Source organism: Candidatus Nitronauta litoralis, assembly GCA_015698285.1.
In the GTDB taxonomy this organism is placed as follows: Bacteria; Nitrospinota; Nitrospinia; order Nitrospinales; family Nitrospinaceae; genus Nitronauta; species Nitronauta litoralis.
In genome coordinates this window covers 1705499-1728116 of sequence record CP048685.1, presented here as the reverse complement: position 1 = coordinate 1728116, position 22618 = coordinate 1705499, and the positions used below count along the sequence as shown (strand labels likewise).

23 protein-coding genes are annotated in these 22618 nt (G+C 46.7%); 8 read left to right on the top strand and 15 right to left on the bottom strand.

Annotation, left to right across the window (positions count from 1 at the left end; genetic code table 11):
* Positions 1–6: 6 nt before the first annotated feature.
* From G3M70_07965 to G3M70_07945, 5 genes are all read right to left on the bottom strand, one after another.
* Entirely contained in the window at positions 7–675 is a 669-nt protein-coding gene (locus tag G3M70_07965) for a hypothetical protein (protein QPJ61817.1), read from the bottom strand.
* A 167-nt stretch (positions 676–842) separates the two neighbouring features.
* The gene (locus tag G3M70_07960) at positions 843–1286 is read right to left on the bottom strand and encodes a hypothetical protein (GenBank protein ID QPJ61816.1); all 444 of its coding nucleotides are present in this window, start codon (positions 1284–1286) and stop codon (positions 843–845) included.
* Between the two features lie 196 nt (positions 1287–1482).
* Positions 1483–3033 carry a bifunctional phosphoribosylaminoimidazolecarboxamide formyltransferase/IMP cyclohydrolase gene (gene purH / locus G3M70_07955; GenBank protein ID QPJ61815.1) on the bottom strand — a complete coding sequence of 517 codons (1551 nt, stop codon included), beginning with the start codon at positions 3031–3033 and terminating at the stop codon, positions 1483–1485.
* Between the two features lie 114 nt (positions 3034–3147).
* A complete protein-coding gene (locus G3M70_07950; GenBank protein QPJ60357.1) occupies positions 3148–3336 on the bottom strand; it encodes a hypothetical protein in 189 nt (62 codons plus the stop codon).
* 135 nt (positions 3337–3471) lie between these two features.
* Positions 3472–5304: a hypothetical protein gene (locus tag G3M70_07945; GenBank protein QPJ61814.1), complete on the bottom strand. Its 1833-nt coding sequence runs from the start codon at positions 5302–5304 to the stop codon at positions 3472–3474.
* Between the two features lie 266 nt (positions 5305–5570).
* Here G3M70_07945 and G3M70_07940 point away from each other — a divergent pair, with 266 nt between their 5' ends.
* Both G3M70_07940 and G3M70_07935 read left to right on the top strand, forming a co-directional pair.
* Entirely contained in the window at positions 5571–8105 is a 2535-nt protein-coding gene (locus G3M70_07940; protein ID QPJ61813.1) for a PAS domain S-box protein, read from the top strand.
* A complete protein-coding gene (locus tag G3M70_07935) occupies positions 8105–8476 on the top strand; it encodes a response regulator (protein QPJ61812.1) in 372 nt (123 codons plus the stop codon). The genes G3M70_07940 and G3M70_07935 overlap by 1 nt, the downstream gene beginning before the upstream one ends.
* Before the next feature lie 6 nt (positions 8477–8482).
* On the opposite strand, the gene pgeF is transcribed toward G3M70_07935, so the two are convergent.
* Positions 8483–9244 carry a peptidoglycan editing factor PgeF gene (pgeF, locus tag G3M70_07930; GenBank protein ID QPJ61811.1) on the bottom strand — a complete coding sequence of 254 codons (762 nt, stop codon included), beginning with the start codon at positions 9242–9244 and terminating at the stop codon, positions 8483–8485.
* 306 nt (positions 9245–9550) lie between these two features.
* On the opposite strand from pgeF, the gene G3M70_07925 reads away from it, so the two are divergent.
* On the top strand, positions 9551–9865 hold the full coding sequence (locus G3M70_07925; GenBank protein ID QPJ61810.1) for a hypothetical protein: 315 nt from the start codon (positions 9551–9553) through the stop codon (positions 9863–9865).
* A gap of 202 nt (positions 9866–10067) precedes the next feature.
* Here G3M70_07925 and G3M70_07920 read toward each other — a convergent pair whose 3' ends face one another.
* Genes G3M70_07920 through G3M70_07910 form a run of 3 tightly spaced genes read right to left on the bottom strand, consistent with a single transcriptional unit; the run spans position 10068 to position 13386 of the window.
* Entirely contained in the window at positions 10068–11309 is a 1242-nt protein-coding gene (locus G3M70_07920; protein ID QPJ63750.1) for a class I SAM-dependent rRNA methyltransferase, read from the bottom strand.
* Positions 11310–11364: 55 nt separating this feature from the next.
* Positions 11365–12138, bottom strand: a complete 774-nt coding sequence (gene mtgA / locus G3M70_07915; protein ID QPJ63749.1) for a monofunctional biosynthetic peptidoglycan transglycosylase — start codon at positions 12136–12138, stop codon at positions 11365–11367.
* Positions 12139–12180: 42 nt separating this feature from the next.
* Positions 12181–13386: a M23 family metallopeptidase gene (locus G3M70_07910; protein QPJ61809.1), complete on the bottom strand. Its 1206-nt coding sequence runs from the start codon at positions 13384–13386 to the stop codon at positions 12181–12183.
* 1 nt (position 13387) lies between these two features.
* Between G3M70_07910 and G3M70_07905 the strand changes: the two genes are divergently transcribed.
* Genes G3M70_07905 through G3M70_07895 form a run of 3 tightly spaced genes read left to right on the top strand, consistent with a single transcriptional unit; the run spans position 13388 to position 14993 of the window.
* Positions 13388–13576: a hypothetical protein gene (locus G3M70_07905; protein QPJ61808.1), complete on the top strand. Its 189-nt coding sequence runs from the start codon at positions 13388–13390 to the stop codon at positions 13574–13576.
* Complete coding sequence (locus G3M70_07900) at positions 13573–14667, top strand: radical SAM protein (protein QPJ61807.1); 1095 nt, start codon at positions 13573–13575, stop codon at positions 14665–14667. Before G3M70_07905 ends, G3M70_07900 begins: the two co-directional genes overlap by 4 nt.
* Before the next feature lie 44 nt (positions 14668–14711).
* Complete coding sequence (locus tag G3M70_07895) at positions 14712–14993, top strand: hypothetical protein (protein ID QPJ61806.1); 282 nt, start codon at positions 14712–14714, stop codon at positions 14991–14993.
* A 257-nt stretch (positions 14994–15250) separates the two neighbouring features.
* Here the strand turns inward: G3M70_07895 and G3M70_07890 are convergent, their stop codons facing one another.
* The 6 genes from G3M70_07890 to dnaN all read right to left on the bottom strand — a co-directional run bounded on the left by G3M70_07890 (position 15251) and on the right by dnaN (position 18285).
* A complete protein-coding gene (locus G3M70_07890; protein ID QPJ61805.1) occupies positions 15251–15436 on the bottom strand; it encodes a type II toxin-antitoxin system RelE/ParE family toxin in 186 nt (61 codons plus the stop codon).
* Positions 15433–15651, bottom strand: a complete 219-nt coding sequence (locus tag G3M70_07885) for a hypothetical protein (protein QPJ61804.1) — start codon at positions 15649–15651, stop codon at positions 15433–15435. Before G3M70_07885 ends, G3M70_07890 begins: the two co-directional genes overlap by 4 nt.
* Positions 15652–15696: 45 nt before the next feature.
* Positions 15697–16026: a hypothetical protein gene (locus tag G3M70_07880; GenBank protein ID QPJ61803.1), complete on the bottom strand. Its 330-nt coding sequence runs from the start codon at positions 16024–16026 to the stop codon at positions 15697–15699.
* A gap of 54 nt (positions 16027–16080) precedes the next feature.
* A complete protein-coding gene (locus tag G3M70_07875; protein QPJ61802.1) occupies positions 16081–16344 on the bottom strand; it encodes a hypothetical protein in 264 nt (87 codons plus the stop codon).
* Positions 16345–16645: 301 nt separating this feature from the next.
* Entirely contained in the window at positions 16646–17017 is a 372-nt protein-coding gene (locus tag G3M70_07870; GenBank protein QPJ61801.1) for a group 1 truncated hemoglobin, read from the bottom strand.
* Between the two features lie 158 nt (positions 17018–17175).
* Positions 17176–18285, bottom strand: coding sequence for a DNA polymerase III subunit beta (gene dnaN / locus G3M70_07865; GenBank protein QPJ61800.1), 1110 nt, complete (start codon positions 18283–18285; stop codon positions 17176–17178).
* A gap of 426 nt (positions 18286–18711) precedes the next feature.
* On the opposite strand from dnaN, the gene aroF reads away from it, so the two are divergent.
* Positions 18712–19734: a 3-deoxy-7-phosphoheptulonate synthase gene (aroF, locus tag G3M70_07860; protein QPJ61799.1), complete on the top strand. Its 1023-nt coding sequence runs from the start codon at positions 18712–18714 to the stop codon at positions 19732–19734.
* Positions 19735–19897: 163 nt separating this feature from the next.
* Positions 19898–22612, top strand: a complete 2715-nt coding sequence (locus tag G3M70_07855; protein QPJ61798.1) for a hypothetical protein — start codon at positions 19898–19900, stop codon at positions 22610–22612.
* Positions 22613–22618 lie beyond the last annotated feature (6 nt).

Genomic DNA, 22618 nt, shown 5'->3' with positions numbered 1-22618 from the left:
GAGGTATCAGTAAGATTCAAAGTCGTGAGTCATTTTGGAAAGCCGGTTCTCAAGATCGTGTTGCGCCTCCCCCGGTAATCCCAGTTCGTCGCTCATCCTTCTAAAAAAATAATAATTCATGGATCGCCTGAGGTTGCTCAGTGAAAGCGCGACCTGATTTGGTGACTGGCTCAAAGCAATCCACTTGTCACATTCTTCAGATGGGGTAATGCCAGTTGCACGCTGTTCCATCAAAAAACTTTCCTGCCGTGCCGGGAGGTCTATCCTCCTCCGGTCAACAGAATGCCGTTGCTCCAGGTCGCGATAATACAAACAGGCCTCTTTCAACAAAACACTTTGTTCCCATGGGGTTTTTTTCTTCCACGATTCTTCCCTGCCGGTAGAATCTCTTACCTGCAGAACCTTCAGGTCTACGCGTTTCCTGGCGTATTCTTTTTGACGGGCTACCTTCAGGGCATCAAATTTATCGGAACGGGCCTCAAGCTCCCTATCTCGAAAGTCGGGGTCTTCCTCCCATTTTTTTTTCCATTTCTCGTGGCGAAGCAAATAAACTTCCCATTCCGTCATAGCATCAATTTTTTTATATAAATCCAACGCCTTTGGAAGGTCCACTTTTTTAGTGGCAACAACCATTTCCTGATATCGATCCGGATCCTTACCTTCAAGCTCGGCCAATTTTGGTTCGTAGGTTTTCCAAAAATAGACTCCGACCCCGGCTGAAGCTACAAGGACAAAAAGGAATGTGTAAAAGCACCATTCCAAATATTTCTTGAAATTTTTGGGAAGTTTCATCGTCTATTGTCAAAACCCAGAATTTGACATGGGAATGGGGAACAAAAAAATCACTCAGAAGAGGGAAGCATGACAATCCCAAACCAGTATTCCCGGATTGTTTCTATCAGCTTGTCATAATCTCCCTGATTTTCCGGTCTCAGTACGAGTGAATTCACACCATAGTCATAGAACCTTTGGGTCTCCTCATGTTCTATTTCCGGATTGGAGAAAACAATCATGGGAATTTTTCTAAGGTCAACCCGCTTTCTGCGTAATTCAAGAAATTCCCATATTTTATCAGTGGTCTTTGGCATTCCAATAAACACCAAACGCGGTTTGAAATGGGCAAGGCCCGACTTTTCAGGTTGTTCTAGAATAGCCTGAAGTTCGTTTAGGTTGCCAACCCGCTTGGGCCGACTTTCGATACCTGAATTATTAAATGCTGAGGTTAGCAGATGGAATTTTTCATCATCTTCTTCAAATACAATAAAATCTTTCAGATGACTCGGCATTTCACCTGCTCCTAAAAGACATTTCTGAAGAGGCACTAAAATAATATAACGGCAAAAACGGATGGAGTCGTGAGCAAAATCATCTAACGCAGTATTAGAAACTATACTGATACTCTAAAGGAACCTCATATTATTCGAAAGTATTATTTGTTCGATTCTCAAAATTATTTCAGGTATTTTTTTAGCAAACAGACAATCAATGTTTGAAGTGGCGTATACCGGTGAAAACCATAGCCATACCGTGTTCATTGGCCGCGTCAATGACCTCTTGATCACGGATGGATCCTCCAGGCTGGATAATGGCGGTGATTCCCGATTGAGCTGCTGCATCTACAGAATCGCGAAAAGGGAAAAATGCGTCGGATGCCATAACACATCCTTTTACATCCTTGTTTGCTTTTTCAACAGCAAGACGCGCAGAATCCACCCGGCTCATCTGACCAGCACCAACGCCCACTGTTTCCTGCCCACGCGCATAGACAATTGCGTTTGATTTAACATGTTTTGCTACCACCCAGGCAAATTTTAAAGCATTGAGCAAGGAGTCATCTGGTTTTGCTTCCGTGACCACCTTCAACTTCTCAGGGTCGAGGGTAATTCGATCAGCATCCTGGACCAGCAAACCTCCTCCTATCTTTTTGATATCCTGCTCAGTTTTACCGGCACTTGCATCCGGCATTTCCATCGCCCGAATGTTTTTCTTTTTCGCCAGTAATTCCAAAGCGGCTGGTTCATAGCCGGGTGCCACGATGACTTCTACAAAGTTTTTGAGAATTTCCTCGACGGTACTTGCTGTTAAAGTCCGGTTGAATGCCATCACACCACCGAACGCGGACACCGGGTCTGTATCTCGTGCCTTTAGAAAAGTTGCCAGTTGATCTTCGCCAACAGCAGTTCCGCAGGGATTGGTGTGCTTGATAATCACTGCCGAGGATTCAGCAAATTCAATGGCAAGTTCCCAGGCCGCGTTCATGTCGATGTAGTTATTAAACGACAATTCCTTACCCTGCAATTGCCGGGCATTTACTATCCGGTTGGGGGCGGGGTTTGCTTCCCGGTAAAGTGCGGCTGCCTGATGAGGGTTCTCGCCATAACGCAGTTCCTGAACCCTGGAAAGACTCTGGTTGAATTGGCCTGGAAATGTGGGAGCATCGTCTTCCAATGACGCCAAATAGCCAGAGATCATCGCATCATACCTGGAAGTCGAGGCAAAAGCTGTTCGGCTAAGGCGCTTACGTGTATTAAGACTCACCTCACCCCCAGACGCTTCCATTTCTTTTAAAACAACAGGGTAGTCTACAGGGTCGACCACTATGGTGACATCATTATAATTTTTTGCAGAGGAACGGACCATGGCAGGTCCACCTATATCGATGTTTTCAATCGCATCTTCCAGAGTACAACCGGGCTTGGCGATGGTTGCCTCAAAGGGATAAAGATTGATAACGACCATGTCGATGGGTTGGATACCATGTTTTTCCATGGCCTCCATATGAGCGTTGACATCGCGACGACCCAGGATACCTCCGTGCACTTTCGGATGCAGGGTCTTGATGCGGCCGTCCATCATTTCAGGAAAACCGGTGTAATCGGATACCTGGGTTACCGGGATTCCCTCACCCTTAAGTAATTCAGCCGTTCCCCCGGTAGAAAGAATTTCGACCCCACGAGCGTGCAACTCTTTAGCAAAACCGGCAATACCGGATTTGTCTGAAACGCTGATCAACGCTCTTTTTATAGCTTTCATTTCAGGACACCTTTCAAAAGCACCAAGCCACCATCCAGGCTAATTTAATAAGCTTGTGGTATTGCTCATACTGAACATAAGGGAATAAATAAAGATGCCCTTTGGGCAGGGAATTTAAATGCGGTAGTTCTTTTTGGGTGGTTCTTTGGTTCTTAAGGAATCCGGAGTAACGGTGTCGATGAGCTTTAACATCCAACAGGGGAAGGAACCGACCGACTCCATCATACCGGGATCCTCAGGAACTTCATTTTCCTTTTTGGATTCAGGAGGGTGTTGCGACGGGCTGGTTTCTGTCTCGGTCATGATTTTATTTCCCGTAAAAAAAGTTCGTTACCTCTTTTATTATTGAGGCTTCAGTATTTGAAGAGGACGAAATCTTACACCCTTTTTTAGCATTTTTAAACAGAAAAAACCCGGTAAGGCCCACATCCAGCAAGCTTATTGAATACAAAGCCCCCGGGTAAAATGCCATTCAACCGATTGACCCGCTGGCAATCCTCCAAACTGCTGATATAAGGTTTCCTCCACTTCTTTCATCAGACGGCCCAACTCCTCACGGTCGTCGTCCGTCCAGGCGAGGGGCATTTCCTCCAGACGGTTGCGAAATGGCTCCAATATGTCCGCATTGAGAGCCCGCTCATCTCCGGGAATGGGACTTGGAAGGAAAATCACCTGCAAAAAGGAATTCGCAGCTTCTTCCGACAACGGCTCACAGACGACCTGCCCAAACATCGCGTAATGTGCCAAAGCGGTAAGGGTTAAACAAATAACATCCAGATCGACCAGAGCGGTTGGGTAACGCGACTTGGCAGACAGGGCTTCAATATCCTTTATGGAAAGACCCAGCACCATATTGACAAAACGCGCACGAAACTGTACCCGACTGTGGAGAAACTGCAATCGCTGCAAATCCTCCACCGACTCTAAATCCCGCCAATGGATCTCGGGTACTTCACTTTCCATTTCCTCATCCAGTAAAGCTTCTTCTTCAGGTGCAACCCGATGCACACCAATCCTTGGGAAGCGGTCGATCATAGCAGCAAGGTGCTCTTCGATTACGGGACCCGCTACCTGTTTAACAAGAGGACCGTGATCTTTCAGCAAGGCTTCAACATCCCATTTAAGCTGCATGACTCCTGCATAGCCCACCTGAAAAAGCGACTGCATCCAGGTACGGGAGAGGAGCTTTTCACCTCGTCCAATATCGCCACCGGCACCAAGTTCCAAACCAATATTGATATACCCCAAAACTTTTTTCAGCGTGCTTCGCCTGGCTTCGACACTCCCGAGGTCCAGCCTGTCGGCGACGATTACCTTGTTAGCCAGCATCACCAGTTCCCAGCAAATAGCATCGAACCTGTTGACATCCTTCATCTGTGAAAGACATTGCCCGAAAAACGATGCGGGGTCAGCCTCGAACAATGGAAAGGTGGGAGCCAGTGTCTGCCTTCCCGGCTCTGCTTCAAAGTCTTCCGGGGCAGGCGGGTTTTCATTCAGACTGCCGACATTGAGCTTACTGTAAACGGTAAAGGCTTCCTCAAAATCCGGAAGTCCACGATCTGCTGTGCGGGACAGACGCCATTGATAGGCTTTTTCAACCGTTGGGGTGATGGGATACCAGATTATGCCTTCCATCAAAGCACGGAATATTTCCGCGTCTTCATTATAAAGCTGGATAAAAATGCGTTTAAACAACCCTGAAGTATCTTCTTTAATAAAGAAAAGGTCATAAACTCCATCAGGAGTCCAGGGAGGTTTTTCCCCCACGCCTTCGTACTGATCGGTCGCTTCATCTCGCTTGAAAACTTTAACAAATGCCTGGAGGAACATAATTTTTTGTTCGAATTCTTCCGATTTAAACCATTCCAGGAGGTGATTGTCATTGCCATGATCCATCAATTCGAACCACTGCCAGGCGCGCTCCGGTAAAAACTTGTCGCCTCCCCACCATTCCATATCGAAAAAAAACTGAACCTGTGCCGTCGATAATACGGAAAGCATTGGATAGGCATCCTCCGGACCAATTTCCTTTACCGTATAGTATATTTCTTCATCGGGAAGTACCTGCATCAAGCCATAAGGGTTGTGCGACAGTAACAGGAGATTCTGCCTATCTTTCCCTGAATACATCATGAAACAACGCGCCTGATCCTCAATTGATAGTTCATTCAGGGCTTTTTCCGCTTTTTGAGGATCAGAAAGCAGCCATTCTCTTGGAAATGGCAAAAGCTGGTCCAGCAACCCCTCTGAGGGGGGCATAATATCGTTCATTCTATATTTCGTTTTTGGGTTAGTTTTGACCTTTTATTGAGAGCATTCTATCATGGGTCAGAGAATCCCGTTGATAGAAACTGTTTGGCCAAATAAGGCTAATTTAACATAATCAAACCTTACTGAAGGACTTTAAAGGTAGCAAGCCCTCGTATTTTGAGGTTTACTAAAGGAAGAGCAGACTGAATTGTTCAGGCCCAAAATAAATTCGGTAATCTCGATACAAAAACATTTTCCAAACCGGAAAAACTTTTTGAAAAAAACAAATGACCCTTCGTTCCAGCAAAAATGAAAAGCAGGACATTGCCGAAGAGGTGGACCGCCTACGCCAGGAAAACAACTTTCTTAAAAAGCAGGTTGCCGAATGGCAAGAGAAAGAAAGCCGTTGGCTAAATAAAATTATTTCCCTCCAGAATATCGTTGAAAGTCCTTCGGCTGTTTCCATCATGATAACCGACCTGCAAGGAAATATTCTGCTCTGGAATAAAGGTGCGGAAAACATGCTTGGATATTCCGCCGGGGAAATCATCAATAAGAAAAAAATATCAGTGCTTTACCCAGATGAAGGTGACACCCGGGAGGTGGTTAAGGAAGTAGTCACACACATCATTAATGAAAAAAAGGGAATCACCTGTGAAGTGGAAGAACTCCACAAGGACGGACACAAGTTATGGGTGCGTCTGACACTATCCCCAAGATTTAATGAACAGGGTGAAGTGATCGGTATCCTGGGGATAGGAGAAAATGCTACCGAGCGCAAACAGGCTGAAGCGGCATTGGCTGAACGTGTCACCCTTGCCGCCTTCAGTGCCAAAATAGGGAATGCCCTGGTAGAAAGTGCCTCCATGCGTCAGGTGCTGACACGATGCACTGAAATCACAAGTCATTACCTGGGAATTTGTCTCGCCCGTGTCTGGATTATTTACAAAGGCGAAAACGTTCTGGAAGTGCAGGCGGAAGCTTCAGGAGGATTATCAAGCGACCCTCCCGTCGCATCGGGACGAATGGAAAAAGATCCTCTGGGCATTATTGCTGCTGGTAAAAAACCGTTTCTCAGTAATCAGGCTTCAAAAGATCAAAACCTTCAGCATTACCACGACTGGTTAGTCCGCGAAGGCATCCAGGGCTATGGTGCCTATCCCCTGGTACTGGAGCAACAGGTCATGGGAATATTCGAGGTCTTTTCGCACAAAAAGCTGAGCGAGGCAAGACACCACACCCTGGCCACCACAGCGGATGAAATCACTCTGGGACTGGACCGGGTGCGAACCTTCGATGCCTTGCAAAACAGTGAAGAGAGAATTCGATCTATAGTCAACAATTCCCTTGAAGGGCTAATCACCTTCTACCGGAATGGGAAAATTGCAAGCTTCAATCCCGCTGCCGAAAAGATTTTTGGTTATCCGGCCGAAGAAGCGATTAAAAATTCCCTGGCCACGGTCTTCCCAAACCTATGTGATACAGCAGGAGAAATCAAAGAACACCTGTTATCAGGCGATGACAGTTTACTGGGACGGCTGGTAGAAGAGACCGGGCAAAATAAACAGGGTAATCATTTCCCGGTAGACCTGGCGGTCAGTGAAATAAAATTTCCTGAACGGAGAAAAGCCAACCGGTCTGAATCGGGAGACCGTCCCTCGCTATACACAGCTATGGTCAGGGATATCACCCAGCGCAAGGGATTTGAAGAAGCTTTGCGCAATGAACGCGATTACACCATGCGTATCATCGAACGCACACCCGCCCTTGTTGTCGGCCTTGGCCTGGATGGCACTACCCGGTTCGTCAACCCGGCAGTTGAGCGCACTACAGGTTTTCAGGCGGGGGATCTGATTGGCCAGAACTGGTGGCGCACTGTACTTCCCGGGGAAGCTTATAAACAGACGGAAGCCCTTTTCGATGCCATGCAAAAAGGACCTGTTCTCAATCATGAAATTGTACTGACTGCACGCAATAAAGAAAAACGGGTTGTTTCCTGGAGTAACATTCAACGACTGGGTGATCAGGGTCAGCTTGAAGAAAATATCGGCTTCGGAACCGATGTAACGGAACAAAAGCGTGTGGAAAAGCAACTCATCGCCGCTGCCAGGAAAGCGGAAGAATCCAACCGATTGAAATCAGATTTTTTGAGCATCATTTCCCATGAGCTTAGAACACCGCTCACGGTAATGCTCGGTAGCACACCCCTCCTGCTGAATGCGGAGGATCTGCCTGACCCGGATGAAATTGTCAATATTTCACGCGATATTGATAGCTCAGGAAAACACCTGCTGGCACTCATTGACGACCTGCTCGATTTCTCCAAGGTGGAAGCAGGTAAAATGGGGCTCAGCCTGGATGAACTTTCCATTGGAGATTTTATGGAACAATTGATCCCGGCATGCCAAATGATCGCGCAAAAAAAAGGGCTGATGATTTTTTCCGAAGTGGAAGATTTCAACCTTCTTGCCGATAAGGTACGCCTCAAACAGATTATTTTTAATTTATTGAGTAACGCGATCAAGTTTACTGATGAGGGCAGCATTACTGTGCGGGTCCGCAAGGAACAAAACAAGGCTGTTTTTGAAGTTGAGGACACCGGTTGCGGTATCTCGGAAAACGATGTCCGTTATATTTTTGATGTTTTCCGTCAGGTCGATGCCTCAACGACCCGGGCAGCTTCGGGAACAGGCCTGGGCCTTGCCATCACAAAAGAACTGGTGGAACTTCACCAGGGAACCATTGCAGTTGAAAGCACATTTGGCAAAGGAAGCGTTTTCCGGTTTGTGCTTCCCCTTGAACCGGAAAGGAGAGATAACTGATGGCCACAATCCTTATAGTTGAAGATCACGAACTGACAAGAAAAACCATTCACCGCAGGTTGTCCAAGGCCGGTCATCTGGTGCTTGAGTCCAGCAACGGACTGGATGGCATTGAGCAACTGGAAAAAAACCCGGTTGACCTCATCCTGATGGATTTCATGATGAAAAATATGAACGGTATGCAGACCTTTGAGCGTATGAAAGAAATCCAGCCCAATGTTCCGTGCGCCATGCTTTCCGCTTATGCTCACGCAGGATTAATCAAACAATTTATGATTGAAGGTGGTGCCGATTTCATGGTCAAACCGATCGGAGAAGATTTCGAACAACGCGTCGACCATATCATCGAGCGTTTTCAAAACAAGAATTGAATCGTATTACCTTCGGCACAACATGGCAACCGTGAGCATCCTTCCGGCACGGTCCCCCTCCTTCCGATACGAATACCAACGGTCCGTATGACAGGCTGTACACTCTCCAGATAAATAAACCCTGCTGGCAGCAACACCCGAATCAACGGCCTGGTCCTGATTGGCTTTCCATAAATTCAGCAAAACCTTGCCAGGAGTATGTTCCTTAACCCAATCCTGCCAGTTTGCAAACCGATCCTTCATTGCAGCGAGACAACCCTCTTCCACTTCATAACAGCAAGGCCCGATTGAAGGACCCAGCGCCACCTTCAAGGTTGCAGTGTTTACACCAAAGCAATCCACCATCTTCTTTATCACAGCAGGAACGATACCCTTTTCTGTACCCGCGCGCCCTGCATGCACCACACCTGCGGTGTGGGTCACCGGGTCATACAAAATCGCCGGAACACAATCAGCCGTGTAAATTCCAATGGGTTGATCCGGAGTCGCTGTAATCAACGCATCACCCTCTAACCTTTCCGGTAGCGGCTTGGTGTCAACAACATAAACTTGTGCACTGTGAATTTGTTTCAACACCTTCAACGATTGTTTTTCCATTCCGCAACTCGTTAATAAACGATGGTGCGATTCATCATTTCTGGTTTGCTTTTGCTCCTTCGTTAACACTCTTGAATCAGAAATGGAAGAAGGAATCACGTTATCCCTCGAGCTTGTTCCATGCCTGAGATCGGGCTCCGACAACAAATCATTAAAAAAATAGGAAGACATAGGAAATCCCGTTAAACTTTTTTTATTTTCTTTCCAGTAGAGAAATTTTTACCCAACCAGGCACATTAGTTAATGAAAATTTTATCGACACCCTTTTCCGCCACATTCCACAGGCTTTTTCAAGGGTCCATGTAGAAATAAAAAAAAATTCCTCTTTCTTTTTTTTTAAATTCTGTTTACCGGCAAAAACGCCGAAACGCTTTTTTCTTCAATATTTTCTTGACAATACAAAGCGATCTAATAAAATACAATTAAAATATTTGGGCGCTGAAGCACTACCAAATATTTTGTTGAAAGGAGTTCTTGATGGCAACCAAGAAAAAATCCAAAGCTAAAACCAAGACCAAAGCTAAGGCAAAAACAAAAGCTAAAGCCAAGACTAAAAAGAAAGCAAAGTCGAAAGCCAAAAGCAAAACAAAAGCCAAAGCGAAAACAAAAGCTAAAGCCAAGACTAAAAAGAAAGTTAAAGCAAAGTCAAAAGCTAAAGCTAAGACAAAAGCTAAAAAGAAAACAAAGAAAAAAGCTAAGTCAAAAGCTAAAGCCAAGACTAAAGCTAAAACCAAAACAAAAGCTAAAGCTAAAAAGAAAACGAAAAAGAAAGCTAAGGCAAAGAAAAAATAACATTCTTTTTTTTGTCAGTTCGGGCAGTCAATCGTTTCCATTTAGCCAAAGCAATCACACTTCAACCCAAATCTACGAAAGACCTGAGGTAGCGTTTCAGCGCCCCGTATTTCCCCTCCTCGGGTCACTTTCCCCTCCTGTATTCCAAGCAAAAGATCCAGTGTTCGCAGAACCTCACTGGAACGCCAAAACCCCTTTAAAATCAAAAGACTTCAAAGCACCCGGCCTTGAGGTATTCGCCACCCTGGAAACTGATCGGGTGATCAACCCCATGACGCGATTTAAACAAGGCTTTTTCTTTTCTTCCGGTTTGACGGATTCCCAACGAAACGGACCTGAAAAAATCCTTTGCACCTACTGATTGGGAACAGGAAGCGGCAAACAACAATCCCCCGGGGCGCGTGCACTGTGCTCCTGCTTTGGCCAGCCGCAAATAAGCCTGCAAGGCATTTGATTTGTGTTCATTCCGGGATGCAAATGCGGGTGGATCCAGAATCACCAGATCAAATTGACGCTTCTGCCTTTTGAATTCTGACAACACCTTGAACGCATCACCATGGATTTGATTAAAATCCGATTCATTCAAGGCTCTCTCAGGAAAATTCATCAACATGTTTTCCTTTGCTGCGAGCAAAGCCTGTTGATTGATATCGACTTCAGTCACTGAGCGGGCCTTTCCCAACATGCAATAAACTGAAAAACCACCCGTGTAGCTGAACACATTCAACACCTCTTTACCTTCGGCTATTTCTTTTAAACGGGCACGGTTCTCCCTCTGGTCAAAATAAAAACCGGTTTTTTGACCCTCCACCACATCCGCCTGAAACACCAGTGAGTTTTCCGTAAAGTGCACGGGCCCATCCAAAGGAGGACCGTACAAAATATGACCGTTTGCCGGTCCCGTCGTCCGGGTTCGTTCCACATGCCGGCTCAACAACAACACTATGCGATTGCACTCGGAAACTTTTTTCAAGGATTCAACGAATAAATCCAAATGAGGTGCCCAGGCCTCCGTATACAACTTGATTACAAAAGTTTCTCCATACCGGTCCACCACAAGACCTGGGAAACCGTCGTTCTCCCCATTGACCAGCCGATAGCCTGTAGTCTGGGTTCCTTCCAGAGAACGCCTTAATAACAAAGCCTGCTCCAGTCTGCGTGTAAAAAATTCTCCATCAATTGAAACGGGTTCTCCGGTATTTAAAATACGCAGGCGAATGTCCGAAAATGGATCAAACAAACCAATCGCAAGGAAACGGTTTTTAAAATCGTAGATCACTCCCAGATCACCAGGCTTGCCAACAACATCCCGGTTCTGCAATTGATAGAAATGAACCCAGGGATGACCTTTGGCAATTTTTGCCTGCAATGATTTTGATACCTTGATTTTGAGTTTTCCAGGTTTCACTTTATCCACTTTCTGTTTTTTTAGAAAAACATACAGCCCCTCTAAAGGAGCCAAAAATATATCGGGTGTGCGCTTCTGATGTTACGTATTTCTATCTGGAAGATAAAAACTTCAAAGATGTTGAGCGCATGCGTCTCAAAATGACTTGCTGCCGACCTCGCACGCGTCTTTCGAAAGCCGGTTCCGTCCATCTTCTGGGATTAGGCAGAATAGCGGCCAGCCACGCCGACTCCAACGCTGATAGCCGTTCCACGGAACGGTTGAAATGGGTCTGCGCGGCATCACGACAACCAAACACTCCGTCTCCCCACTCAATAATATTGAGATACACTTCGAGAATCCGCTGCTTGCTCCAGAATATCTCAATTAGAAAAGTAAAATAAGCCTCTAATCCTTTTCGAATCCAGTCACGGTTCTGCCATAAAAAAACATTGCGTGCTGTTTGCATCGAAATCGTACTGGCTCCGACCAGCCGATTCGACTTGATGTTCACATCAATCGCCCTGCGAACAGCAGCCCAGTCAAATCCGTTGTGACGCTCGAATTTCTGATCTTCGGAGGTAATCACCGCCCGAACCAGTCTCGGTGATATATCCTCCAGCGCAATCCACTGTCCAAGAAGCAACGGGCGCCTGGTGTCAAAACCACTCTCGGCCCAGCGTATGAACAGCAAGGGCGTGGTTGGCGGATCGACATATTTGTAAACCCAAACCGACGCCATTGACAATAGAAAAAATCCTGCAATGGTAAAAAGCAGAAATTTCTTCACCCTGCCGGCAAGCGTGTTCGTATTTTTTCGGGAACGAGGTCCCTTTTTTTTGCGAGGTTTTGATTTGGGTTTTGGCCTGGGTTTCGGCCTGGTCAAACGGGGTTTGGAAGCCAAAACGATTTTCCCCTCAGGCCGCGATCAGGACAGGCTGTTGTGCAGGATGGAGGCGTAACGCCGTGCGGATGTTTTAAAACCCGCCTTGTCTTTCACTGTCTTTCGATACGTCGGGTGCAACCGCGTCTTGAAGGGGTTCAGGATCTTGTTCTTGTTTTTGAGCGAACGCATTTCATAATGCAGGTGCGGTGCAAAACTGTGGCCGGTGTTGCCCGCTTCCCCTATGATATCGCCAGCCTTTACATATTGTCCCGCTTTGACATGCACTTTATTGAGATGCAGATACAGGGTACGCACTCCCTGAGCCGGATGTGTCAATTCGACACACATGCCATTATTCCCGCGATTCCAGTTTACACGGGAGACACGAGCCTCAAACGTGGCATGAATCGGGGTCCCCACATTGGTTTTAAAATCGGTTCCCGAATGGCCTGAAAACCCACCTTCCCGGTAATCCCCCGGTAACGACGTGATTTCGGAATAATGTCGAATAGGCGATCGTTGTTCTTTTAAACGTAGCGCCCATTCCTTTCCGGAGTCATCGTAAAAAGTGCCATGAGCAGCGCCTGGGGCCTGATAGTAGTTTGCCACCAGTTTTTCTTTCAGATAACCACTTTCAAACTCCAACCGGAGGATGCGCATTTCCTGTTCATCGGGTAACCGCTCATACACCAGGGAAACCCGGTCTCCCTTCCGCAAGTGCCGACTCACATCCATACGCCACATCAAAATACGACTCATATAAGCGGACATCAGTTTGCATTCCGGATCGGACATTACCCGACACAAGGTGTGGGTCAGCGATTTTTTTACTGAAAAATGCAAGGTCTGGATTTCGCGCCCTGGAAACTCTTCCGGTGCAACAAATGATGCGCGCTGCACCTTAAAATCTTCTTTAACCTTTTGAGCCGTGGAAGCCGATACTGACACCGCTTTCTTTGGAGCTTTGGCAGGAGCAGGGGCGACGGCCTCTTTCTTCTCCATTGAAGGTTTGCTGGAAGACCGGTCAAGATCAATTGATTTCGATTCAGTTTCCTGGACCTGCGCTGACACAACCTGCTGCTCTGAAGCCACGGCTGCTTTGTCCGACGGGATCCAATTCTGTCGCTCAAATAGAAAATAGGCATTGCCCATCAGCGATGCTGCCAATACCGTCATAATGATGCCAGAATGGGGTGACGATTTTCGTGAAACCGGGCTTTGATAATCAAGAACAGAGTGGGAATCCATAATGCGATCCTGGAAAAAGACCTTACGGTCGGCTAATGGAAGGATTTGGGGACGTACCTGGAATGAGCCGATAAACCGCCATCAGATGGACGATTTGGTTTACAATGTGGCCCAAGCCATTATGCCAAAAGAACAAGCCGATAACAACCATCGGCCAGCTTACAAACAATTGTTTTTCATCAAATTATGACCACTGCGCCATTTGACACCATATTTCTGGAGGAAGGCACCGAACGCCTGCCATTCACGCAGAAAGTCCTTTCGCGACTCCCCGGTGTGCCCGTGGAACGGGTGGATTCTGCGTCCGATATTGAAGCACGCTTGGAGCGCACTCAAACTGATGTGTTCGGCGCAGGTAAACGACAGCTTTTCTTATCCCGTTTTCGAGGTGAGTTTTTAAAAAAATGCCCGGGGATCAGTCCCGGTATGGTCTGCTGCAACTATTATGTCGTCAACCTGATCAAAAACTGCATTTACGATTGTTCCTACTGTTTCCTGCAGGATTTTTTGCAGAACAACCCCGTACTCACCGCCTTCGCCAACCCTGAAGACCTGGTTGCGGAACTCGAATCTGTTTTCAAGGAACACCCTGAAAACAGCTATCGAGTCGGCACTGGAGAATTAACCGACAGTCTCGCACTTGAAGAGGTATTGCCCTACGGCGAAGTGCTGGTCCCGCTGTTCAATCGTTATTCCAACGCGGTGCTGGAACTCAAAACAAAATCCGATTGTGTTGAGCCGCTTTTGGCGTTGTCTGATACGAAAAACGTTATCGTGTCGTGGTCCATCAATCCTCCGGAGGTTGCGGAGCTTGAAGAGAAAGGCACACCGGGAACCCATGCACGATTGAACGCAGCAAAAAAATGTTTTGAAGCCGGATTTAAAGTCGGTTTCCATTTCGATCCCATCATCCTGCATCCCGGCTGGGAACAGGCGTATCAACAACTGGTCAACGATCTGTTCGATGCTGTACCTCCTGAAGGAATAGAATGGATCAGCCTCGGCAGTTTCCGTTACCGGCGTGGTTTGAAGCCTGTCATCAAAGAACGGCATCCAGAGACTCTCCTGTTCCATTCGGAGCACGTACCCGCAGAAGACGGAAAGTTCCGCTACCTGCGTCCAATCAGGCAGGAAGCTTACGACACGCTTAGGCAAATGATTCAGAAAAAGTCGGAAGCACTCAGCGTTTATATGTGTATGGAGTCAAAAGAAGTGTGGGAAGGCGTGACCGGCCACACCCCCCGCGCTGATAAAAAACTGGATGTGTTTTTTGATTTGTAAGTTTCGAAGTTGTTAAAATTTTTATCATAAATGAAAGAGGGCCTATGGGACCAAATCCAAGAAAACCCAACCAATCAATTCCTTCTGATAAACCGGTTTCCGAAAGGCCTTACACACTTTCGCAATTAAAGGACAAAATTCTCGACGGAAATTTCTATTTGCCCTTAAATATAATGATTCAAAATGAAACGATGGAGGTTACAAGCTGGACTGATCTCTCTGTAAAGTTTGTTGAATGGTTGATAAGAAAAAACCTCTTAACTGAAAGCAAACTTCCAATTTTTTCCTTGTTCAGAGAACGAGAAATTTTTTATAAATATTATTGACCAACATAGGATACCGGAAAGAAACGGGCTGTGGAAAAAAGTGGAGAATTTCTTTGTCGATACAAAATACAATGCAGACGGTCACAAAAAAAATATTATCCGAACTCTGCGAGTTCTGGAAATCCAAAACTTAAATATAAAAATCTCTTTTAAATAAAAATCCTATTAATTAAGATTTATGGTTTCTGGCGGGCGTTCCGGATGCGAGTGATCAGAATTTCATCATTCAAAATACGATAATAAACCAAATGGCTCTTTTAAATATAACGCCGCCCTTTTCCATCCCACACACGGCCAAGCCCAGGGTTGTCCGTCAATAGTTCAAAACTATATTCCAGCCCTTCCAGATACTCACGAGCCTGACCCTCACCAAAATACTCAACGGTGTATTGATAAATGGCCTTGATATCTGATTCGGCCTGATGCGTCAGCCGATAATTCATTCATTATTCATTTCAGCTTTAGCTTCGGCAATTATTTTACTCATGGATCTGGGTTCTGCCACACCACTTCTAAAACCCTCCTCCTCATCCCGTATTTCCACAGCCTTGCGCTGCTCATAGGTGAGGCTTTCCCACAACTCCATATCTTCCGGCGTGGGGAAAACCGCAGAGGAAAATTTGATCCCTGAAATATCGACTGTTTCAATATCACTCATAGCTAAATTATAACAAATTTCCTTTATACAAATCCATTTTCGGTTTTAATACACAACCCGCCACAGGGTCATGGGGTACATCTGGGTCGCTAATTTGCCTTCCCATTCCACTTTATGAACCCCTTTGTCGGTCATGTATTCGATCCTGGCAGTTCCCGTGCTGAAATTCTTTGCTTCGATCTTAAGTGATTGGCGGCCCCTGCCTTTCAATTTTTTCGGATTTACAGTGAAATATCCGCGTTGGGTCACACCCATTCTGGTCTGCCGTTTTACGTTATCCAGTGTCGCTGCGGTAGTTCCATCCGGGTTCGCCGTCAATCCCACAGTGCCTCGATAATGATGCAGGTCCAGCGCGATTCCTTTAACATCTTTCAATTGTTCATACAGGTAACGATTCCAGCTGTTGGCTTTGCTGTTTCAAAGTCTGCGCTATCGGATGCCGATCCCACGATGATGACTTTTTCGTCGCTGATCTTCTCCCGTATTTGGGCGCTGGCTCCAGGGTTTGATGCTGTTTTCCCGGTTAACACCCCAGGAGGAAAAAGAAACATTCCACGGCCAGCTTATATTTCTCATGTCAGCCGCTTTCACCAGCGTAAAACCCTGACTGGCCAGTTTTTCAATGTATGCCGCGTGATCCGCATCTGATTTGGGTGGACCGGGCTCAGGCCACATCATTTTTTCTTTCCACATAGCCCCCCAACACTACAACCGGTTAAACTTTTTTGAGGACACAGCCGGCGTCGACCGTCATTGTCGCATCAGCAGCCTGGACAGGCATAACGAGAACAACCATCAAAATACAAGGGGTGGTTGTAGACAGGAGCTTCTTTTACGTTTTCTGCCAGGGTGGGTGAAATAAAAAATACGATAAATTTAGAAAATCAAATTTCAAAAACCAATACAACAAACTCTTTATTATTTTTTTAATACGATTCAGCGTTGATACAGGAAAATCCGGTTTTCCATTTAAAAGGAACGATCGAAGGTGAAGCTATATTTCTACAATATCGTTTTTTAAAGTCCCAATGAATCCAGTGACTTCATTGCGTTCCCGTTGCGGGACAGTGAAATGATCCAGCATGGCGTTGACATGGCCCATGAACGCAGACCAGTCATCCTCACCAATTCCCATGCCTTTATGAGTGGTTGGCATGTCGCGCCCTGTATAAACCAAAGGCCCTCCCGTGCTGGCGCAAAGATAATCTATCAGCAATTGCTTTTCACGGTCCAGACCATCCGTTCCCCGGTGTTTCCAGAAACGGCCCAGCAGGGCATCAGCAATCAAGCGTTTTAAAAGATCATCTGCAACCGCCGCAATGGCATCGTAGCCACCAAGACGTTTGTATAGGGAATCATCGTTCATGATGGACTCCAAAATTTTGAAAGGGACCGGTTGCCTTACTTCGACAGGCTCAGCATGACAACCGAAAAATCAACGCAAGGCACGGACGAACGCTACCGTTTCCTGAGTCACGACCACAGTTAAAATGACAATAAAAATTTCCGGGGGAATGCGCAGGACTACAGACGCATGGGCATGACAATGCTGAGGTAATCTGCATCGCTTTCTGCGGTGATCAGGCAGGAGTGGTTTTCGTCTTTCAAATTCAGCACCACCTGGTCACCCTCTATTGCAGCCAGGACATCGAGGACGTAACGGGCGTTCAATCCGATGGTCACTTCATCACCATCGTAATCGATTGCGATTTCTTCCCGCGCCGCACCGAGCTCGGTGTTGTCCGAAATCAGTGTGAGATTGCCTGCGCGAATTTCGAATCGAACCATACGAGACTTCTCGTCTGCCAGAAGGGCGACACGCTTGAGGGCATGCGCCAGGTCTTCCTTGTTTACTTTTACCTGGAGCGTGTTGTCGCCGGGAATAACCTGCCGGTAGTTGGGGAACTTGCCATCTACCTTGCGCGAGATGATGACTTCCTGATCCTGAATGAACGCCAGTTGATTGTCTTTTACAGAAAACTTGTAGCTGGTGTCTTCCTCTCCCACAGACTTGAGTAATTCTGACAAGACTTTTTTCGGCAACAGGTAGCCGTTCGGGTCAGCATCGTTTCCATTGGTTTTCCCTGCAGGCCGCTTGATCAGTGCCAGCCGGTGACCATCGGTACCAACAAGATTGATCTTGTCCTGTTCCATCTCGAGGAGGAGTCCGTTGAGTGCCTGCCGGGTTTCATCTGGAGAAATGGCAAAGACGGTTTTCTTGATCATGTCCCGGAGTTGCCCACCTGTGAACTCCAGCAGGCAGGATTCGCTGTACTCCGGCAGTTTTGGATAATCTGCTGCAGGTAACCCCGGTAAACGAAACCGCGATTTGCCACAGGTCAGCGTCACCCAGTCGTTTTCTTCTTTTACCAGACGCACTTCATGGGAAGGAAGTTCTTTCAGGATGTCAAACAGTTTGCGCGCGTTGAGGGTAACAGCTCCTTCCTTGACAACTTTCGCCGGATAAAACCCCCGGATACCGATCTCCAGATCGGTCGCCATCAGGGTGATGCCATCACCACTTGCGGAGATTAAAAGATGGGACAAAATAGGCATGGCGCCCTTGCTTTCGACAACGCCCTGAACTTTTTGAACGCCCTTTAAAAAGGTATCACTGCCAATCTTGATTTCCATGGAACCTTATCTCCGGAAGGATTTTTCTTTCAAGAATATTTTTCAACAAATTGTCTAAGACCACGGGCCTCTAACTACATAAGGGGCGGAATTTCCTGAATGCGGAATCTGTATTTTAAAAAGTTCCCGTAAAATAGCTGGTTAATTTTCAGGATACTGCTTTGGGCAAGTTTTAGAGGGGTTCTGATACCTGCACTAGCACTTCGTGGTCTAAGGAGTATTGACTCCCTTTTATGATAATTAGCACAATAACCCCAACCTGTCAAAAACCAAATACCCTGTGGAAAACAGCCCCAAAACCCCTTCAAATTCAATAGGCAGGTCAGGGCTTTTGCCGCCAACCGGGGATCCCGGTCACCTTGACTCCTGCAGTCAACGCGTGCTAATTTCGATACATTAACTTCCTAAAATTTAAGGTTACCCGTCATGATAGTTGTCCTCAAACCCGATGCCAAAGAAAACGAGATTCAAGCCGTCCAGGAAAAAATAAAAAACCTGGGGTACCAGACCCATGAAATTATTGGGGTGGAACGACGTGTTATCGGTGCTGTCGGCAAAGATGATCAAAATAAAGAACACGCAAAAGAGGTTCTTGAAACCATGCCCGGTGTCGAGAACGTTATCCCGATTCAGAAACCCTACAAACTTGCCGGGCGTGAAATCCAGACCGCTAACAGTGAAATTAAAGTCGACAACATGGTGGTCGGTGGCAAGCGCATTGCCTTGATGGCGGGTCCCTGCTCAGTAGAGAGCCGCGACCAGCTACAGACCACAGCAAAAATAGTGAAAAATGCTGGAGCAAATTTTCTGCGTGGCGGCGCCTTCAAACCCCGTACTTCACCTTACAGTTTCCAGGGACTGGAGGAAGAAGGCCTCAAGCTACTCAAGGAAGCCAAGGAAATGACAGGACTGCCTATCGTTACTGAGGTAATGAACCCGCGCGAAGTTGATCTGGTTGCCCGCTACGCCGATATACTGCAAGTAGGGGCGCGCAACGTTCAGAATTTTTCCCTGCTCAAGGAATTGGGTGCATTAAAAAAACCGATACTGCTCAAACGCGGTCTGATGACCACCATTAAGGAGTTTCTCATGTCGGCAGAATACATCCTTTCCGAGGGCAACAAGAGCGTGATCCTGTGCGAACGAGGGATCCGCACGTTTGAGACCGCCACACGCAACACGCTCGACATCTCAGCCGTGCCCGTCCTCAAAAAAGAAACCCATCTGCCGATTATCATCGACCCAAGCCACGGAACCGGACATTGGGATCTGGTTCAACCAATGGCTATGGCAGCTATTGCGGCTGGGGCGGACGGGCTGATGATTGAAGTCCACCCAGACCCAATCAACGCCTTCTCCGACGGACCGCAATCATTGAAACCTGTCAAATTTGAGAATCTGGTTGATGCATTGAAACCACTCCTGACCGTGATGGGGCGAACACTCTAGAACGCCCATCACATTGACACCCCACAACTCATTGATTTCATTTAGGTTTTAAAGAAAACTCGCCTTGAATTAAACCATCGTTTAGGATATTCTGCTCCTATAACAAAAAATCCTCCCTGAAAAACGGGGTACGGTTCCCATATCGGGACCCGGGATGAGACCGATGAGCGACCTCTACGTATCCAATCGAAGCCAGGCGAGTGTCTACCACGATGAATTGATAGCCCGGTTAAGCGATCTTTTCACGCTAAATGATCTCATTGGTTCTGATCCGAACGACACCCAGTCGTTTTATCTCCAGTTTAAAAATCACATTCAGGAGTTTGTCGAAAAAGAATCCGCCGCGGGCCAGGAAGAAATGCTGGCGTCGGATAACAGCCACCTGTTGTTGTTAAAAAGAACAGCGTTGGTCGACGTAGTGGTGAAACGTGCCTTCCACCTCGCACTTGATTTTTACAATAAAATTCAAAACACCAACCTGAAATCAAACGACCTGCCTGTTGCAATTGTGGCACGATCCGGCTATGGACGAGAAGAGCTGTCTTTTGGTTCGGACGTGTCGATCAAATTTGTATTCAGGGAAAGTGATGGCGTCGAGAACCTAGATGCAGCAATTCAGGTAATCAAGGATTTCGAATATCTGTTTGTGTATCAGGATATTTTCAGGACAGTAGCAAGAAGCGGCAATTCGATCCTGGACACAGACGATCAGGAACTGGATGACAACAACATGTCATCCCTGTTTTCACTTTTGGAGCATCGATTTGTCACTGGCAATAAAACGGTGTATCGGGAGTTTGCAAGCTCCATCAAAACAACATGCATTTTTCATAAAGACAAACTGATCAGTTATTGCGACCGCTACAAAAATCTTTACGGAATCCACAACACGGTATTCAAACAGGAGCCCCATCTCAGAGAAGAACTGAATCGGGTTTACTGGGCTCTTTCGCTGGCACGTTTGCGGCATTCGATCCCGAAAAACAATCTTTTTGAAATTCTGGAAGAGATGCACAACCGGAAACTCATCAGCACACCTGCATTTAAAAAGTCGCAAGTCGCCTTGAATTTTCTGGCACGCACCCGAATGGCCCTGCATTGCCACCAGAAAGGAGCACAACGCGATCTCTTAAGCTACGAAGTGCGTGAGCACGTTGCCAAAGCAATGGGATATTCAGTAAAAGAATTTTTCAACAAATACTTTTACACCTCCGTGTTGCCGCTGAAACGATTTTCGCGTGGAATTTTCTGGGAAAGCCTGAGTTCTGATTCCAAAAAAGTGCAGACACTTTCGGCTGATTTTGCCGTCAATGCAGAAAGACAGATTATTTTCACCCAGGGTCGAAACGATTTTACCTGGAACACCCTCGGTGAAATGCTCGAATTATTTACATGGGTATCTCGTCGCAATCTTTACTTTTCCTATCCCGTAGCTCGCGCCATAGAGGAAAATGTAGACCGCATGGCCCCCCTGTTCCAGATGGCAAATCATGGAACTGAACTGCAGCCTTATTTCCACAGCATTCTTCGTGGAAAACATTTTGCTCAGGCCATCCGTTACCTCCATGAATTCGGGTTATTGGATCAATTGTTTATACCCGAATACAAAAACCTGAGCGGCATGCTTCAGGATATCTATGTACACCTGTTCCCAACCGATACCCATCTGATGCACGCAATGGATGCGTTGAACGGACTGGAAATCGATCCTGAGAAGCAACCGTTCCTGTTTGACCTTTACCAGTCGCTCCGGGACAAAAGCACCATTCGCCTCGCAGTCATGCTGCACGACATTGGCAAGGGATTAAAACGCGAAGGGGAAAATGAAGAACTCGTTGGCGGGCGGGCGATCCCCGGCATCCTCGGCAGGCTGGGTTATGGTCGAAATCCTAAATTGATTCGGGATGTGGCCTTCCTGGTTGAAAAGCATCTGATGATGCGTGACCTGATGATGCTGGACCCTGACGAAGACGACACCTATGAGATGATCTGGGACCTGGTTGAAAAAGATGTAGAGCGACTGAAAATGCTTATCCTGTTGACTTATGCTGACCGGGCTGCAACCAAGATGAATATGTCACAGTCACAAATTGACCAGTTGAAATATTTTTACCAGAACACCCTCCACCATAAAAAACGCGAAAGTGTGTCCTGGCCAGTTAAAAACGAATTCCTCCGAATGATCAGGTTGCCGCGTGACATGCAATCGCAACTTGAAATTTATAACGAGTTTAAAAAATCTCGTGATAAATTTTCAGTGGAATTGTTCTTCAGGGCCGATCATCCCAGCGAACTGGTCTTATGCACCTGTGACCAGGGTGGATTATTGTTCAAGGTGGCAACCGTTCTCGCCTTCAATCACCTGAGTATCACCGATGCCCGGATACACACTCTCGGAGACAACGTCTTTGATGTCTTTCAGGTTGCAGAAATCGGGCAGAAACCCATCGACTTCTCCAATTTTTTCCTGGTCCAGAAAAAAATCAAGGAAGAATTACGCAAAGTCTTTGTCGGCAATATCGAGGTATCAGAACTATACAAGGGCCGTCCCCTCTCCACGACCCATATGGAGGAACGGGCCGGACCCCTGAAAGCCAAGGTGTCGATCATTGGCCGGGCGGTGAAACTCGAATGCTCAGATATGCTGGGCATCACTATGCTGCAAACAAAATTCTTTTCCAAATTGAATATGCAGATTCAGCGCGCCGTCATCAACAGCCAGTATGGGACCGCTTCCAATATTTATTACTTGAGACCTGAGGACGTTCGCGAGATCATGAACGACGAAGAGGGCTTTAAAAATACCTTAAGGGATGCATTGGAACCTCTGACCCGTAATCAACCTATTTTTCCCGACTCACCCGCTGAAGTCGCGTGAAAACCA